Here is a 15,872-nt window from a genome sequence, read left to right as displayed (position 1 = left end):
CTCTGGTTAGTTCAAAGCCTGGGCAGGGCGTTATCCGAACAACGTCTTTGCACATTAACCGGACAAATGAGAGCACTACATGACAGGTTTTTGGGTGGTTTATCCGTTATATTAGACATCAAGGAGTGATTATTACATGAACTGGATCAACGCATTACAGGTCGCTATTCAATATATGGAAGACCACTTGCTCGAAAATATGACAATGGAGCAGATTGCAGCGCAGGCTCATATCTCTCCTTTTCACTTTCAACGTACCTTTGCTTTATTAACTGATGTTACTGTAGCTGAGTACATAAAACGCAGACGATTGACACTGGCAGCACATGAACTGCTTCAAAGTGATCACAAAATTATTGATCTGGCGTTTAAATACGGTTACGACACACCGGAATCTTTCTCCAAAGCATTTCGTAGACAACATGGGATCGCACCCAGTGAGGCTCGTAAGAATAGTAACGTTGTCCAATCGTATAATCGTCTGGTGATTCAAGTGAGTCTAAAAGGAGCAGAGCCGATGAAATATAAAATCGTTGAACATCCCGAATTTACGTTGGTCGGAGTAGAGCAAACTTTCTCATATGCAGATGGAGAACATCTGCAAGGCATCGGGAAGATGTGGCAGGAAGCGTGGACAAGCGGTACAGAGGATCGTTTGTTTGAACTGAACAATGGGGTTATTCAAGGTTTACTCGGTGTCGTTGTGGATCAGAGCGAAATTCAGGAGAAACAGATGCAATACTGGATTGCTACGACTTACGATGGTGAAGTACCGGAAGGATTATCAATCTTCACCATGCCTGCTTCCAAATGGAGTGTATTTGAGGTAGAAGGCCCGATGCCGGAGAGCATGCAGCTTCTGTGGAAACGGATTATTTCGGAATGGTTTCCATCCAACCCTTATGAGCACGCATATATGCCGGAGCTGGAAGTATACCCGGGGCCCAATCAACCGCCACAAATCTGGATACCGATTAAATAAATTTTAACCGTTTCAAACTCGATCATTGTAGCCCATAAACATTCGGATAACCGAAGCTGTTTATGGGTTATTTGGTTCTGATTAATCAGAGATTCGAAGTTGTACAGAGGATGTTCAAGCGTTGTTCATTTTATTGCAGATAGGTAAACATGATATATTGGAATCAAGGTTAACAGCTATAAGAGGACTAATGAGGTGAACCGCAGGAGGCAGATATGTTATATGAGGATCCATTCATTCAGACGATCATCCAACACGAGCAATTAATGCGTGACCTGCGGAGAGTACGTAGTCTCCATTTGCCTCAAAGTTACATAGGTGCAGGATATATTCGTAATTATTGAATAATAAGTGATTTGCGGAATAGCGGGTACAAGAAGGAGTGTCTACGGATTTGATAAAAAAGTTCTTACAAAAATATGGACTGATCATTGATCTTGTCCTGTTGGCATGTTTTGTGGCATTTCTAGCCTTCTGGGGCCAAGGGTTTGCAGTCATGTTTTTTGGAATGATCACGATAGCTTTTATCGTACTAAGACGGATTGACTATCAGAAGCATGTTATTCTGAAACGGATTATCCTTACCGGATTTGGCGTGGTTGCCGTCTCTTTTGTCATTATTGAAGCACTTGTATTCACACAGCTTGGTGCGAATGATCCGGATGAGGCAGACTATGTCATTATTCTGGGTTCAGGCATCCGTGGAACGGAATTGTCATTGACCCTGAAACAAAGGTTGGATGCCAGTCTGGACTACATTCGCAGTCACCCTCAGACACCGGTCATTGTATCGGGTGGACAGGGACCTGGAGAATCGATTCCTGAAGCGCTCGCCATGAAAAACTATTTGATTGAACAGGGGATTAACCCCGCCCAAGTCATTATGGAAGATCGCTCCACAAGTACACAGGAGAATTTGGCCTTTTCCAAAAAAATCATTCTTGAATCCGGGTTAGAGCACCCCGAGATCATGATAGTCACCAGTGACTATCATATGTTCCGTTCCAAATACATCGCTGCCAAGAACGGTTATGCAGCAGAATATGGCATATCGGCTCCGTCACCGGGTTATCTGAAACCCGTCAACATGATCCGTGAATATTTTGCTACGATCAAAACATTTATCTAATGCACATGACAGAAAACGGAAACAGGACGAAGCTGGGATCTATGCTTCGTCCTGTTTGCATATAAGGATGTTATTGCTCCTTAACGATAGGTTATTTTTCTGAAGGAACAGGTACAGTTACTGAAACCTTATCCCCAGGGAGAGCTACGATTTCAGGAGATTCACCCGTAAAAGGAACAGTGGCTGTTTCTACAACTTTAGCCTCAGAAGGTTCAGTAGTAGATGGAAGAGTAGTAGAAGGTACAGTAGCAGACGGAACTGGCACAGCTTCGGAAACTTCATCCTCAGGTAGAGCCACGATCTCAGGGGTTTCGGAAGTGGAAGGAGCAGTTACAGCTTCGGAAATTCCGACCTTGTTGGGAGAAGCTACGATTTCAGAAGATCCATCAGTAGAAGGAAAAGGCACGGTTTCAGAAGCCTCAGCCTCTACTTTAACCGTATGGTTTGATGCCCATACGGCGGTGGACGTACTTACTCCTGTTATAAGCAGGAGGGCTCCCATACTTAACATCCAATGTTTCTTTTTCAGTTTCTTTACATTAAACATAATCATCAATCTCCTTTTTAATTGTTTGCCTTCACCCGATAGGGATGAACAAAATTGAGCAGGCATTTTCTTGGTTCCCGCCATCACATTTAAAATTGTCTCACCATATCGTCTTCGTTCTTCGTGGGACATCTCTTTCACCACATCTTCATCACAGGCCAACTCGCTCCAGGTATGAATGTCCCGGCGAATCATATGAATCAGGGGATTGAACCAGTGCAGGGCACTAACCCCCAAGGTCAAAGCTTTGACCCACAGATCTTTATGTTTCAGATGTACCAACTCATGATGAATTACCATGCTGATGTCCATTTTCACCGTATTTTCGGGTGGCAGATATATCGTGGGTTTAAACAAGCCAACCAGTATAGGGCTTCGTACTAGAGTGCTGTGAGCAAGCGTGATATTGCGTTTGAGACCCAAAGCCTTTTTGATTAATGGTAGCTGTATAGCTGGTTCACTATGACAGAGGACTGGGGTACGTGTACGAGATAATTCATTCAAAAATCTTCGATAACAGTACACCTGCCATGCAGAAAAACTGATGACTCCAATGCCCCATACGCATAACAAGAACCAGGCTGTGGTTACCGAAATAGTTTGTTCCGGAATAAACGTTCCTGCAAGTACGCCCGAAGCTGCTGCATTCTCCGTACCCGGTATAGTTGATGTCGTTTGGAATGCCATATCCAAAAGCCATGAAAGGCCAAGAGATACCGGGAACAGATAAAACAAGATAGCCAGTTTACCGAGTCTGTAGAGCCACTTGGTCGGAAAAACAGATACGGGTATAAGTCGTAGTGCCAAAATACAAACAGAAACGATACTTCCCGCCACGATCAGGCTGCACAGAATCTCAAAAAAGATATTCATCATCTGCACCTACTTTTCCGAAAGCCATTTTTTCAGTTCTGAAATGTCATCGTCTGAAAGCTTGTCACCGTCATACATGGCCGAAACCAAATTCTTGACTGAACCTTGATACAGTCCATCAAGAACATGCTGCGTTTCCTGTAGTTTGTAATCTTCGGGTTTCAGAAGAGGCTCATAATCATTGGTCCGTCCACGTCTCGTGACGGTAAGTGCGCCTTTATCCACCAACCGTGACAGAAAGGTAGACATGGTCTGCGCTTTCCACGCTTTCCCTTTCTCAGCAAATATGTCTAATAGTTCTGTCGAGGTGACCGGTGGGGCGCATGACCATATAACAACCATTAACTCCATTTCTGTTTCGGATAATTTTTGAATCTGGTTCACCGTGAACACTCCTTAACATCGTTATGCGTCCATAACGATCGTATTACTACACTACGTAGTACGTATAAACTACTACAACTTGTAGTGGATAGTCAAGTTATCCTGATAGATGATTGCCAAACCATGTTATAATATAGGTCATTAATAGAAGAACGATGTAGGAGTGAATGATTATTACAGCATATCAATTACCTGCTCTTTATGAGCAGAAGCGAGTTTCAATGCAAGCGATGGAAGAGATTGTACGCCTGTTGGCGCAGGCACCACTATTATATGATGATGGACAGGGCATCCAGGTTCAGGATTACATGGGAGGCTTGGAGGTCGAACTTGAACATGAGGTACGCCGTGCAGTGACCGAGTTGTACGAACTAGCTGTTCAGGCCTGCCGGGTCTTCGCCGATCCATTGGCGTACGAGCAACTTCAGGATGCACTTGGGTTACAGGCTGAGTTATGGCAGGAGGAAGTGCTTACTCTTGCAAAGTGGATGGACTGGCTGAAGCAGATCAGTGAAGGAAAGAGAACACTGCCCGAGTACAACTTTACAGCCATGCTTGGCAATCTGCCAGATGGATTCATGATCCATGATTTTTATGATGAACTCCGATATCAGCTGGAACAAAACCCTGCAAACGCATGGGCTATCGAAAAGCGGGATCGCTTGTACGCAACTCTGGGTGCGAAATAAATCAAACCAACGGGTCACCGGCGGTGTTAATCTAATATCTGTATTTTGCATGCATAGAAACATTCCAATCTATATCTTGCGAATTCTTTACCCAGTATGGGAAATGAGGGGATACCGTGAAGAAGGTTGTATTAGCTGGTGGAACGGGATTTGTTGGACAGGATTTTGCCCAAAGGTTCAGAAAGCTGGGGTATGAGGTGTTAATTATCTCGCGTCAGCCCGGTCATATTGCCTGGGAGGATCGTGCAGGAATTATAGGGGCACTGGAAGAAGCAGAAATGTTGATTAACCTGGCAGGTAAATCGGTGAACTGCCGTTATACGGATGAGAATCGCAAAGTCATTCTGGAATCCAGAACCCGTACAACGCGCATTCTCGGCGAAGCCGTCCTGGCTTGTAATCATCCTCCCGAGCTATGGATTAATTCGAGTACAGCGACCATATACAGACATGCTGAAGATCGTCCCATGACGGAAAAAGAGGGCGAGATTGGCTCCGGATTCTCGGTCGACGTTGCCAAGGCATGGGAACAGGTTTTCTTTGAATTCAGTCTGCCGTCTACGCGTCAGATTGCACTTCGGATTGCGATTGTGCTGGGCGAGGGCGGCGTTATGGTGCCCATGACGAACCTCGTCCGTTTTGGACTGGGAGGATCTCAAGGCGCAGGAACACAGCAGTTCAGCTGGATTCATATCGAGGATCTCTTCCGCATGGTAATTTATCTGCAAGAGCATCCCCACTTGAATGGTGTGTTCAATGCGTCCTCTCCGCATCCGGTGACGAATCGGGAGCTAATGGCGCGTCTGAGAGAACAGATGGGGGTGCGGATTGGACTGCCTTCTCCTCGCTGGATGCTTGAACTGGGCGCACGCTTCATTCAGACCGAGACGGAACTGGTTCTCAAAAGCCGTTGGGTGATTCCCGAGCGAATGGAGAGGGAAGGCTTCACGTTCACATACGGTACACTAGATGCCGCTCTTGCCAAGATTTTGAATAAGAAGAAATGACACTTCATAACAAAAGAAAATACAATAAAAGGGCAGAGGCATCTGCCCTTTTATTGTATATTTCAAAGCTTCTACTTCATGGCGTTTCGCCATTTGAGGTGGAGGATTCATTTCATTTATATATGTTCAACTAAACATTTACACGATAACGGAGAGGGCAGAACAAACTTGAAGAAGCGAAGCGGTCGCCTAAAAGCTTTCTGAAAGAAAGCTGCATCGGAAGCATAAGCTTATCCCCGGATTTTCCCTTTTTAAGAAGGGAATCAAAAAAATCTGGGGATAACAGCGATCGGAAGGTTGTTCTGTCATCGGAGTGTCAGTGTAAATACAATACTAATTAGCTGAACTTATTATCAGTCAGATGAACAGAAAGAGGTTGGGGAAATGCAACTTAGAAGAGTAAGGATCGCGGGAACAGGGAAGTACCTGCCTGAACAGGAAGTCACCGATGAGGAACTGGATCGCAGCTTGGACGTGCCTGCGGGCTGGGTCAGCAAAGCCACAGGTGTAGGTGTACGCCATTATGCTTCGGGTGAAGAAACCTCCTCTTTCATGGGCGCGCGGGCTGCAGAAGCTGCACTGGCGGATGCAGGATTACAATTCAGTGATATCGACTGTCTGGTGTGTACCAGTGGCACGAAGGAACAACCGTTGCCAAGTACTGCGGTATTTATCCAGCAGGCCATGGGGCAGCAAGATTCGGGCGTACCTGCCTTTGATATGGATGCAACCTGCCTAAGTTTCCTGAACGGACTGGATGTGATTTCCTATATGGTAGATGCTGGACGTTACCAGCGAGTACTGCTCGTAGCCACTGAGATTGCCTCCGCCGGACTGAATTGGTGGGATAAAGAAAGTGCGGCCCTGTTCGGAGATGGAGCGGCCGCTGTTATTATTGAGCGTTCGCCTGAAGGGTCATCCTCTCAGATTGTACATGCTTCCCTTCAAACCTACAGCCGAGGTGCTCGCTTCTCGGAGATTGCAGGTGGAGGTACACGGATGCATGCTTCGAATTATAAGGCAGATCAGCCTGAACCCTACCTATTTCATATGGATGGACAAGCCATCTTCCGCATGGCTTCCAGACTTCTGCCCGGATTCATAAACGATATGTTGCAGGCGACCGGGAATCAGATGGAAGATTTCCAATTGGTCATTCCTCATCAGGGAAGTGCCATGGCGATGAGACTGATCCGTAAGAAGCTTGGCATTGCTGAAGATCGGTTTATGGACATCACACGAAATCACGGCAATACGATTGCGGCATCGATCCCGATGGGTCTGCATGAAGCGATTAGACAACAGCGTATTCAGCGTGGAGATCGGGTGTTGATGATTGGCACGGCTGCCGGATTATCATTGGGAGGACTCATTTTTGACTACTAGATCTGGGGAAACCAGACATCGTACAGCTGCTTCTCTCCGTGTGCTGCTTACAGGCGGAAGGGCTCCCGTAACGCTAGATCTGGCACGCATGCTTCATCGGGCAGGCCATCGGGTCTATGTTGCGGAGAGTGCCGTACGGCATCTGACCAGATCATCCAGTGCAGTGGAACAGTGCGCTGTGGTTCCATCGCCGCGTCATAACACAGGTGCTTATCTGGCAGAGCTGGAACGGTTGGCACAGGATTGGCAGATCGACCTGTTGATTCCGATGTGTGAAGAAGTCTTTTATGTTGCTCAAGGGGCAGACAGACTGCGTGCATATTGTCGTGTCCTGGTTACAACTCTGGAGCAGCTGCATGAGCTGCACCACAAATATGATTTTATCCAGCTTGCAGGGTCACTCGGTCTTTCAGTACCAGATACGCGTCTAATAAACAGTCGACAGGAATGGATGGAAGCTCAGTCTGTTCTGGAAACGATGGGGGATTGGGTATGGAAACCGGTGTATTCCCGCTTTGCTGCCAAAGTTCGCATGCCAACACTAATGACTGATGACACTGGGGCAAGGACTGATCAGGAAGGAAACGTAAGCCAAAAGAGCCGTCGACATATCCGTAACGACCCACCGGAAGAAGGGCAGTTATCAGTTGCTTCACCTTGGGTTGCACAGGCCTACATTCCTGGTCAGATGTTGTGTACATACAGCATAGCGCATGAAGGACAACTGGTTGCACATGCCACTTACGACAGTCGCTATCGTACAGGAAGCGTGGGAGCCAGTATTTTTTTTGAACAGGTGGAACATGAGGATGCCCTTGCGTGGGTGAGACAATTTGTTGAGGCAACGGGTTTTAGTGGACAGATTGGGTTTGATTTTATAGAAGGTCCGGATGGGCAAGTATATGCAATTGAGTGTAATCCGAGGGCAACGAGTGGGATTCATCTATTTCACCCCGGAGATGACTTGGTGCGTGCATTGACTGAACCGGAGACGTTGATCAAAGAAAGAAAAATGATCACGCCCGCACGGGGCAGCAAAGCCATGCTCATGCTTCCCATGCTGGGAAGCGGAGTACAGCAGATCTTCGGCAAAGGAAAGCTCCGTGCATGGATAGCTGCATGGTGTGGAACCAGGGATGTGGTCTATGTAGGGCAGGATATCCAACCTTTAATGGAACAATTCGGAGTGGTGCTAGCCGCATGGCGTCTGGCAAGATCGCAGAAGTGCTCGCTGACTGAAGCTTTGACTCATGACATAGAATGGAACGGTGAACAACAATGAATAGAGCATTGGTTACAGGAGCTACGGGATGTCTGGGCAGGCATCTCGCGATACGACTTGCAAAAGATGGATGGGAAGTCACTGGCATGGGCCGACAGCCAAAGGTTGGTGCAGAACTTGAGTTGGCAGGAATCCGATTCCTGAATGGAGATATACGGGATGAGGCTGCAGTGAACGAAGCGTGTACGGGACAGGATGTGGTGTTTCACTGTGCAGCTCTATCCTCGCCTTGGGGCCGATATCGTGACTTTTATAGCAGCAATGTAGAAGGGACGCAGAATCTTGTAGATGGCTGCCTGCATAATGAGGTACAGCGATTCATACATGTCTCAACTCCGAGTATATATTTTAACTACAACCCGCGATATAACGTACATGAGAATGATCCGTTGCCATCCAAACCAGCCAATCATTATGCAGCCACGAAGCTTCTCGCTGAGCAGGTTGTGATGGAGGGGCATGCGAAGGGGCTTCCGTCAATCATGATTCGACCGCGAGCTATTTTTGGTCCGTATGATCAGACGTTATTTCCCAGAATTGTCGCAGCAAACGCAAAATCGGGCGTGCCGATGATCGGTGGTGGACAGGCTTTAATCGATCTGACCTGTGTGGATAATGTGGTGGATGCCATATTATTGTGCCGCGATGCCTCTGACGAAGCGCTCGGCAGAGCTTACAATATCTCCAATGGCGATCCAAGGGCGTTCAGTGAGTTGGTGAGCAGCCTGTTTGGCATGCTGGATATGCCGCTGCATCGTCGAAACATTCCTTATCGGATGGCGTATGGAGTGGCAGCATTGCTTGAGCGTGTTCATGGTTTTATTCCTGCGTTGGGTGAACCTGTGTTGACACGGTATACAGTCGGCTCCTTATCCATCCCTCAGACGTTGGATATTACGGATGCACAGGAGCAATTGGGATACATCCCTCGGGTGTCCATTGAAGAGGGATTGCAACAATTTGCAGACTGGTGGAGGGCTGAATCATGCTGACGACAACTCCAGTAGAATTATATTTGGGTGCGGCGGGTTACTGTACACATCCAGAGTTTCTGACGCTGCGTGGTGGCCGATTGAGTCCAGTACCTTTCCCGGCAGGATTTGCCTGCATCATTCATCCCGTACATGGACCGATCCTGTTGGATACGGGATATAGTTCCCGCTTTTTCGAGGAAACGGCTCATTTGCCTAACGCACTGTATCGTCATATTACACCTGTGGTCTATCGTGAAGAGGATAGTGCCGTTCATTTTTTGGCTCGAATTGGACTGAAAGCTTCGGATATTCGGTATATCATCCTCTCGCATTTTCACGGCGATCACATCGCGGGTGTGCCAGATTTCCCAGAGGCACAATTTATCTATCTACCAAGAGCCTATGATGCTGTGCGCTCACTCGGTTCAATTGCGGCTGTAAAGGCAGGTTTTCTTGCCGGGTTGTTGCCCGCGGATTTTATGGCCAGATCATTGCCTGTTACGTGTCAGCCTGAGCGATGGACGAGAGCGGGGAAAGAGTTCCCTTTTGATGAATTCTACGATATCTTCGGCGATGGCAGTCTGCTGGGGGTGGATGTATCCGGTCATGCGGAAGGCATGATGGGACTTCTACTGCGTACAGAAGAACATGACTATTTCCTGTGCGCGGACGCGGTGTGGTCGAGTCGGGCTTTTCGTGAACAGCGCAAACCTCATGTGCTCGCGGGTATTATTATGTCTGATCGAAAGGAATACCACCGTAACTTTAACAAGCTGGTTCAGCTGCATCAGCAGTTTCCCCACATTCGGATTGTGCCGAGTCATTGCCGAGAGGTATTGGACGCTTGGGGTACAGGAGGGCAGAAACGATGAGCAATACCCTTCGTATTGTGGTTCATTATGCTCTCGCACGTGGGCTGAGAAAGTGGAAAACGCGAGAACAACTGGAGCGCTGGCAAGAACGCCGGATTATTCGGCATGTTCATCAGATTCGTGCCCGATCCTCATTTTACCGGAAGTGGTGGGGTAGCTTGAACGCATCCGACTGGAGAAAATTTCCCTTGATTGACAAATCAATCATGATGCAGCACTTCGATACACTGAACACGGTGGGCATTACCAAGGACGAAGCGCTGGCTTTTGCAGGTGAAAGTGAAGAAACGCGTGACTTCAAACCTTCCATTCAAGGCGTGACGGTTGGACTATCTTCGGGCACCTCAGGGAACCGGGGGATATTTCTGGTGAGTGATCGGGAGCAGGATGCGTGGACGGGTACGGTGCTGGCTAAGTTGCTGCCTGGTGGACTGTGGGAACCTGCGAAGATTGCGTTTTTCTTGCGGGCCAATAGTAATCTGTATGAATCCGTGCAGCGTGGCAAATTGCAGTTTCAGTACTTTGATCTGCTGGAACGTGTGGAGACCTTGATTAAGCGGCTGGAAACCTACCAACCTACCGTGTGGGTGGCTCCTCCATCCATGCTGCGTCTGTTGGCGGATGCCTATGTGGCAGGCTATCTGACTGCTGTACCGGATAAAATCATCTCTGTTGCCGAGGTGCTGGACCCCCTGGATCGCAAGGTGTTGGAGCAGGTCTTCGGACAGACCGTTCATCAAGTCTATCAATGTACAGAAGGATTTCTGGGTGCGACCTGTTGCTACGGCACACTGCATTTGAATGAGGATATAGTCCATATTGAAAAAGAGTTCATTGATCCCGCCACCCGGCGGTTCGTGCCCATTATTACGGACTTCTCCAGAACATCACAGCCGATCATCCGGTATCGGCTGAATGATATTCTGACCGGGGCGGCGATGCCGTGTGCCTGTGGTTCCCCGTTTACCGCCATTGAGCGGATTGAAGGCCGCTGTGATGACATGCTTTATTTTTCACAACTACATACGGGTGAGGCAGTACCGGTCTTTCCGGATTTCGTCACTCGTTCGGTCATTGCGGCTTCGCCAGATATTGAACATTATCGTGTGGTGCAGCAAGGGGACGGAACAATGGAGGTATCCCTTCGGCTTGGCGGGAGCGCAGTGATGGAGCAGGTCGAGACAGATGTACTGTGGGAACTGATGAAGCTGGGAGAGCGTCTGGAATGTACTTTGCCTGAGGTCAGATTCGTTCCATATACGTTTGAACCGGGAATTACAAAGCTACGCAGAGTTGAGAGACGGCATAACGGAGTGACGGATTAAGCAGGAGTCTTGCGGTCTAGGTCGGAAGTAAGCAATTTACCGAGGAAAGAAGGTCACGCCGTGACAGTAGAGGAACACTTAACAGAAGCCGGACAGGGACGGATTAATACAGGTTCTGATGTAGTGAAAAAGACGAAGGAAGGAACTAACGCTCCCGTGGCTTTAATTACAGGTACATCCAGTGGTTTCGGTATGCTTACCGCAATCACCCTTGCCAAGCAGGGATACCTTGTTGTTGCTACAATGCGTGATCTGAGTCGAAGAGAAGAGTTGGTTAAACTGGCTGAACAGGCGGGGATAGCTGAACTTTTACAATATGTGCAACTGGATGTGACCGATGCTGAATCGGTGCAAAAAGCTGTGGGGACCGTACTTCACGACCATGGCCGAATCGACATGCTGGTGAACAATGCGGGATTTGCGGTGGGCGGGTTCATTGAGGAAGTGTCAATGGAGGATTGGCGGCGCCAGATGGAAACGAATTTGTTTGGATTAATCGCTGTGACACGTTCGGTCCTGCCTGTGATGCGTGAACAAGAGCAGGGGTTAATTATTAATTTGTCCAGTGTAAGTGGGTTGTCCGGTTTTCCAGGGTATGCGCCCTATGCTGCCTCCAAATTCGCTGTGGAAGGATTCACGGAAAGTTTGCGCCATGAGATGTCTTCGTTTGGCGTCCGGGTGGTATTAGTTGAGCCGGGCTCTTATCGCACACCGATCTGGAATAAGGGTCTGGGCGAGATCCATCGGAGCGAGGACTCTCCGTATAAGCATAAGTTGGATGCGGTTCTTCGTTATTCCAAACATGCGAGTGAGACTGCACCTGACCCACAGGAAGTGGCAGATCTGATCGGCCGAATCGCACGGATGCGTGCACCAAGACTTCGATATGCGCTGGGAAAAGGTTCGCGTGTGCTCATCATAGGTAAAGTACTGCTACCCTGGAAGTGGCTGGAGTGGATCATCGCCCGTGGCTTAAAATAGCGATTAGGCAGGAGATACGATTGCATAATTCCGATTGGGAGGGATAAGCCATATTCGAATTAATCGTCATTATTTTACTTCTTGCGATTGTGGGTCTGCTCTTTCATATCAATAGCAAGTTGCCAGCACGTGACCGGGTGAAGGAAGCAATGGACCGGGATCGGAATCAGAAACATAATCAGGATGCACCAAATTAAAACGCGGAGGTTACCAATGAAAATGGCATTCGTTTTGTTTGATGGGCTGACTTTCCTTGATTTTGCAGGATTTTATGATGTGATCAATCGGTTGAATTTCTTTGAACCAACCAAATGAACGACGTGGGAAACCTGTGCCATGACAGATCAGGTCACGGATGAGTCTGGTTTAACGTTGAAGGTGGATCGCGTGAAGCCTGACCTGTCGGAATATGATCTCGTGTTTATCCCCGGGGGCATGGGAACGCGCAAGCTTCGATATGACGAGTCTTTCGTAGGTTGGCTGAAACAGGCTGAATCTGTGCCTTTGAAGGTTTCGGTGTGCACAGGCTCTCTGCTGCTAGGTGCGGCTGGTTTTTTATCCGGTAAAAAAGCAACAACACATCCCCGTGCATATAATTTGCTTGAGCCGTATGTCACCGAGGTAATTCAGAAGCGGATTGTAAAAGATGGAAATGTAATTACGGCCGGTGGAGTAGCCACGTCCATTGACCTAGGAATTTATGTTGTTGGGTTGCTTGCAGGACAGGAAGCGGCAGCGAATGTAAAACTTCAGATCGATTATCCTTATGAAATGCAGGGAGTGGTCGAAGAATGAACGAAGATCGAAAGCAAGAGACCTATATCATTCGCAATATTCAGCGGGATGAAGCAGACATCTACTGGCATTTACGACTGGAAGCATTGAAAACACATCCTGAAGCCTTTGGGGCTTCGTTTGAATTGTCGATTCAGATCCCCATGAATGAAGTACAGGAACGCATACATAATGAGCCCGATGATTATGTTCTGGGAGCATACACAGAAGAAGGAACTTTGGCGGGAATGATGGGTTTCAAAAGGGAACACGGCCTGAAACTCAGGCACAAAGGCATGATCTGGGGCGTCTATGTAGCTCCGCCATATCGGGGAAGTGGGCTGGCTTCGCGCTTGCTCCGCGAGGTGTTGGATCGTGGAAGACATCTGGAGGGCATCAAGCAGATTAATCTGAGTGTAGTGACAACCAATGAATCAGCCCGACGTTTATACGAGCGATATGGATTTGAAGTTTACGGCATCGAGCGTAACGCATTGGAAGTCAACGGTCAGGGATATGATGAGGCGCATATGAATTACTTTTATACGGAGCATTCAACATTGAATGAAGATATAAGCACAGGAGGAGTCCGATGACAGATCATGTTGAACTTGAGATCGACGGTGTTTCCTTTGTCTTAAAAGAGTCTCATTCTTTCGATTGGTTACAGCCATTGGGTACAGTCTTTCGCGTATTCGATCAGCAGGATTCAGGGAATATTTCCTTCGGTATTGTGCAAAAGGATGGAAAGCGATTGTTCGTTAAATATGCGGGAGCACATACGATTCATGCGAATCATACGGGAAGTCCCCCGGAAGCCATTCGTAATCTGAAATCATCTGTTTCCGTTTACGAAGATTTGGCGCATGACACGTTGATTCGACTAACGGATCATTTTGCAACGGATGAGGGGTATGGCTGTGTATTCGATTGGGTGGATGGGGAGTGTCTGCATTCCCACTGGTATTTTCCGCCTCCGGCCAAATATGAAGATCCGCGTTCGCCCTACTATCGGTTCAGACAGCTTCCAGTGGAGACACGCATTCGGGCTATGGAACAGATTCTGGATTTTCATATCGAGGTGGAACGAAGAGGTTATGTGGCTGTTGATTTGTATGATGGCAGTCTGATCTATGATTTTGACAAACATGCGATGAAAATTTGTGATATCGACTTGTATCGGAAGGGCTCTTTTACCAATACCATGGGGCGTATGTGGGGATCTTCCCGCTTTATGTCTCCCGAAGAGTTTGAGCTAGGCGCACCCATAGATGCGGTTACCAATGTATTCAATATGGGGGCAATGGCGTTTGGGTTGCTTGGCGGGGAGAAAGAGCGTTCCTATGACAGATGGGATGCCGGAGAAGCATTGTATCAGGTTGTGATGCGTGCAGTGAGCGATGATCGGCCCGAGCGGTACGCATCGATTGCGGAACTTGGTGAGGCCTGGAAACAAGCTGCCGTGCAAGGTCAATGAGTGGAGCGGCGTAATTTTCGCAAATATGCAAAATCCATTCGTATGTGCGTGTTAAATCCCGTATAATGGAAATTATTAAGGGGGTGCAGACGATGTGCAGATATGCCATGTCAGGACCATATAAAGACATCTATGCATGTTTCATTTGTCTGGAGCAGCAGGAAGCTGGTAAAGGCAGTGAAGGCAAACGATTATTGCAAAGGTTAACTTCATAGTTATGGTTCCAAAATCCAACCTGTCGTCTATGGAAATGTTTAAAATACAGGTGAGCACGTTGTATACAATCAATGAGCAGCAGCGTCTATTAAGCATTAACGAGCCAGGTGGTGGGCAAGCTCCAGCCATTTTTATTGGCTTGACTTCTGCTGATTCACTGATCTATTACCATGAGCAGTTACCGCCGGATCTAATGAATGAGCTGGGTAAGGATTGCGAGCTTCCGTTGGATATTCCGAAACTAATTCGCAAGGTGGAGACCTTTGAGCTAGTTAACCGTGTGTGGATGGGACCCGCCTATGCTTTTCCTGAGTTATCTCACGAGTGGAATCAGAAGGTTCAGTTGATTGGTCAGGAGCAGCGTTATTTGCTGGCAGAGCATTTCCCTGAATTAACAGATCACTTGCATGAAAAAAGCCCTGTTGCCGCTTATGTTATTGGAGATTCTGCTGTGGCAGTGTGCTGCTCCGCAAGGCTCTCCAATCAGGGGGCGGAAGCGAGTCTGTATACGGCACCGGGTTATAGAGGACATGGATATGCAGCGGAGACGGTAAAGTGCTGGCAGTATTATGTCAAGGAGCGTGGACGCGTGCCAATCTACAGTACATCTTGGGATAATTTCGCTTCACAGCAAGTTGCCCGTAAACTCGGATTAATTCAGTTCGGTGTGGATTTCAGTATCACAACTGTGGATTTGAGGAAGGACTGTGATGTCTGATGATCCGCACTTTCGTACAAAAGGATCTGCAGTATGTCATTGAAGCGCATATCCGAATCTATCGAAACGAGTATAATTATGATCATAGCTTTGCTGAATTTATCACCAATGGCGCGCGTAGGTTATATCAATCTGTGGGCTTTGAAGTGAAGGGAGTCCGCAAGCAAATGTTGTCAGGTCAGGAGCTTACCGAAGAACAATGGGAACTTGTTCTGTAGTTGGCCGGGGGCTTGAGCATGAAAGCCGAATCTGTTGT

Annotated in this window: 18 protein-coding genes and 1 pseudogene; 17 read left to right on the top strand and 2 right to left on the bottom strand. The window is 47.7% G+C overall.

Annotated elements, in window-relative coordinates; translation table 11 throughout:
* The first annotated feature begins 136 nt into the window (after window positions 1-136).
* The 3 genes from ACDJ59_RS17430 to ACDJ59_RS17420 all read left to right on the top strand — a co-directional run bounded on the left by ACDJ59_RS17430 (window position 137) and on the right by ACDJ59_RS17420 (window position 2,111).
* Entirely contained in the window at window positions 137-982 is an 846-nt protein-coding gene (locus ACDJ59_RS17430) for an AraC family transcriptional regulator (RefSeq protein ID WP_413404440.1), read from the top strand.
* A gap of 215 nt (window positions 983-1,197) precedes the next feature.
* A complete protein-coding gene (locus tag ACDJ59_RS17425) occupies window positions 1,198-1,326 on the top strand; it encodes a hypothetical protein (RefSeq protein ID WP_413404438.1) in 129 nt (42 codons plus the stop codon).
* Window positions 1,327-1,376: 50 nt separating this feature from the next.
* Window positions 1,377-2,111, top strand: a complete 735-nt coding sequence (locus ACDJ59_RS17420) for a YdcF family protein (RefSeq protein WP_413404436.1) — start codon at window positions 1,377-1,379, stop codon at window positions 2,109-2,111.
* A gap of 91 nt (window positions 2,112-2,202) precedes the next feature.
* On the opposite strand, the gene ACDJ59_RS17415 is transcribed toward ACDJ59_RS17420, so the two are convergent.
* Window positions 2,203-3,534, bottom strand: coding sequence for a M56 family metallopeptidase (locus ACDJ59_RS17415; protein WP_413404434.1), 1,332 nt, complete (start codon window positions 3,532-3,534; stop codon window positions 2,203-2,205).
* Between the two features lie 6 nt (window positions 3,535-3,540).
* Window positions 3,541-3,915 carry a BlaI/MecI/CopY family transcriptional regulator gene (locus tag ACDJ59_RS17410; protein ID WP_017689706.1) on the bottom strand — a complete coding sequence of 125 codons (375 nt, stop codon included), beginning with the start codon at window positions 3,913-3,915 and terminating at the stop codon, window positions 3,541-3,543.
* A gap of 167 nt (window positions 3,916-4,082) precedes the next feature.
* Between ACDJ59_RS17410 and ACDJ59_RS17405 the strand changes: the two genes are divergently transcribed.
* The 14 genes and pseudogenes from ACDJ59_RS17405 (at window position 4,083) to ACDJ59_RS17340 (ending at window position 15,834) form a co-directional block, all read left to right on the top strand.
* Window positions 4,083-4,604 carry a hypothetical protein gene (locus tag ACDJ59_RS17405; RefSeq protein WP_413404431.1) on the top strand — a complete coding sequence of 174 codons (522 nt, stop codon included), beginning with the start codon at window positions 4,083-4,085 and terminating at the stop codon, window positions 4,602-4,604.
* Window positions 4,605-4,720: 116 nt separating this feature from the next.
* Complete coding sequence (locus tag ACDJ59_RS17400; RefSeq protein WP_413404429.1) at window positions 4,721-5,611, top strand: TIGR01777 family oxidoreductase; 891 nt, start codon at window positions 4,721-4,723, stop codon at window positions 5,609-5,611.
* 384 nt (window positions 5,612-5,995) lie between these two features.
* Entirely contained in the window at window positions 5,996-6,997 is a 1,002-nt protein-coding gene (locus ACDJ59_RS17395) for a beta-ketoacyl-ACP synthase III (protein ID WP_413404427.1), read from the top strand.
* A complete protein-coding gene (locus tag ACDJ59_RS17390; RefSeq protein WP_413404425.1) occupies window positions 6,987-8,279 on the top strand; it encodes an ATP-grasp domain-containing protein in 1,293 nt (430 codons plus the stop codon). Before ACDJ59_RS17395 ends, ACDJ59_RS17390 begins: the two co-directional genes overlap by 11 nt.
* The gene (locus tag ACDJ59_RS17385) at window positions 8,276-9,271 is read left to right on the top strand and encodes an NAD-dependent epimerase/dehydratase family protein (RefSeq protein WP_413404423.1); all 996 of its coding nucleotides are present in this window, start codon (window positions 8,276-8,278) and stop codon (window positions 9,269-9,271) included. Before ACDJ59_RS17390 ends, ACDJ59_RS17385 begins: the two co-directional genes overlap by 4 nt.
* Window positions 9,265-10,125: an MBL fold metallo-hydrolase gene (locus ACDJ59_RS17380; protein WP_413404421.1), complete on the top strand. Its 861-nt coding sequence runs from the start codon at window positions 9,265-9,267 to the stop codon at window positions 10,123-10,125. The genes ACDJ59_RS17385 and ACDJ59_RS17380 overlap by 7 nt, the downstream gene beginning before the upstream one ends.
* Window positions 10,122-11,450, top strand: coding sequence for a F390 synthetase-related protein (locus tag ACDJ59_RS17375; RefSeq protein ID WP_413404419.1), 1,329 nt, complete (start codon window positions 10,122-10,124; stop codon window positions 11,448-11,450). Before ACDJ59_RS17380 ends, ACDJ59_RS17375 begins: the two co-directional genes overlap by 4 nt.
* 60 nt (window positions 11,451-11,510) lie before the next feature.
* Window positions 11,511-12,431, top strand: a complete 921-nt coding sequence (locus ACDJ59_RS17370) for an SDR family oxidoreductase (RefSeq protein WP_413404417.1) — start codon at window positions 11,511-11,513, stop codon at window positions 12,429-12,431.
* 213 nt (window positions 12,432-12,644) lie between these two features.
* Window positions 12,645-13,226: pseudogene (locus ACDJ59_RS17365) on the top strand (DJ-1/PfpI family protein).
* Window positions 13,223-13,801: a GNAT family N-acetyltransferase gene (locus tag ACDJ59_RS17360; RefSeq protein ID WP_413404415.1), complete on the top strand. Its 579-nt coding sequence runs from the start codon at window positions 13,223-13,225 to the stop codon at window positions 13,799-13,801. The pseudogene ACDJ59_RS17365 and the gene ACDJ59_RS17360 overlap by 4 nt, the downstream one beginning before the upstream one ends.
* Window positions 13,798-14,682 (top strand): serine/threonine protein kinase, encoded by an 885-nt coding sequence (locus ACDJ59_RS17355; RefSeq protein ID WP_413404413.1) that lies wholly within the window; start codon window positions 13,798-13,800, stop codon window positions 14,680-14,682. Before ACDJ59_RS17360 ends, ACDJ59_RS17355 begins: the two co-directional genes overlap by 4 nt.
* A 65-nt stretch (window positions 14,683-14,747) precedes the next feature.
* Window positions 14,748-14,897: a hypothetical protein gene (locus ACDJ59_RS17350; protein ID WP_413404411.1), complete on the top strand. Its 150-nt coding sequence runs from the start codon at window positions 14,748-14,750 to the stop codon at window positions 14,895-14,897.
* Window positions 14,898-14,926: 29 nt separating this feature from the next.
* Window positions 14,927-15,616 (top strand): GNAT family N-acetyltransferase, encoded by a 690-nt coding sequence (locus tag ACDJ59_RS17345; protein ID WP_413404409.1) that lies wholly within the window; start codon window positions 14,927-14,929, stop codon window positions 15,614-15,616.
* The gene (locus tag ACDJ59_RS17340) at window positions 15,616-15,834 is read left to right on the top strand and encodes a hypothetical protein (protein WP_413404407.1); all 219 of its coding nucleotides are present in this window, start codon (window positions 15,616-15,618) and stop codon (window positions 15,832-15,834) included. Before ACDJ59_RS17345 ends, ACDJ59_RS17340 begins: the two co-directional genes overlap by 1 nt.
* Window positions 15,835-15,872 lie beyond the last annotated feature (38 nt).

Origin of the sequence: Paenibacillus amylolyticus, assembly GCF_047302515.1 — a bacterium.
GTDB classification, from domain to species: Bacteria; Bacillota; Bacilli; order Paenibacillales; family Paenibacillaceae; genus Paenibacillus; species Paenibacillus amylolyticus_G.
Note: the sequence above shows the minus strand (reverse complement) of the source record. Positions and strands in the feature narration are given on the sequence as shown.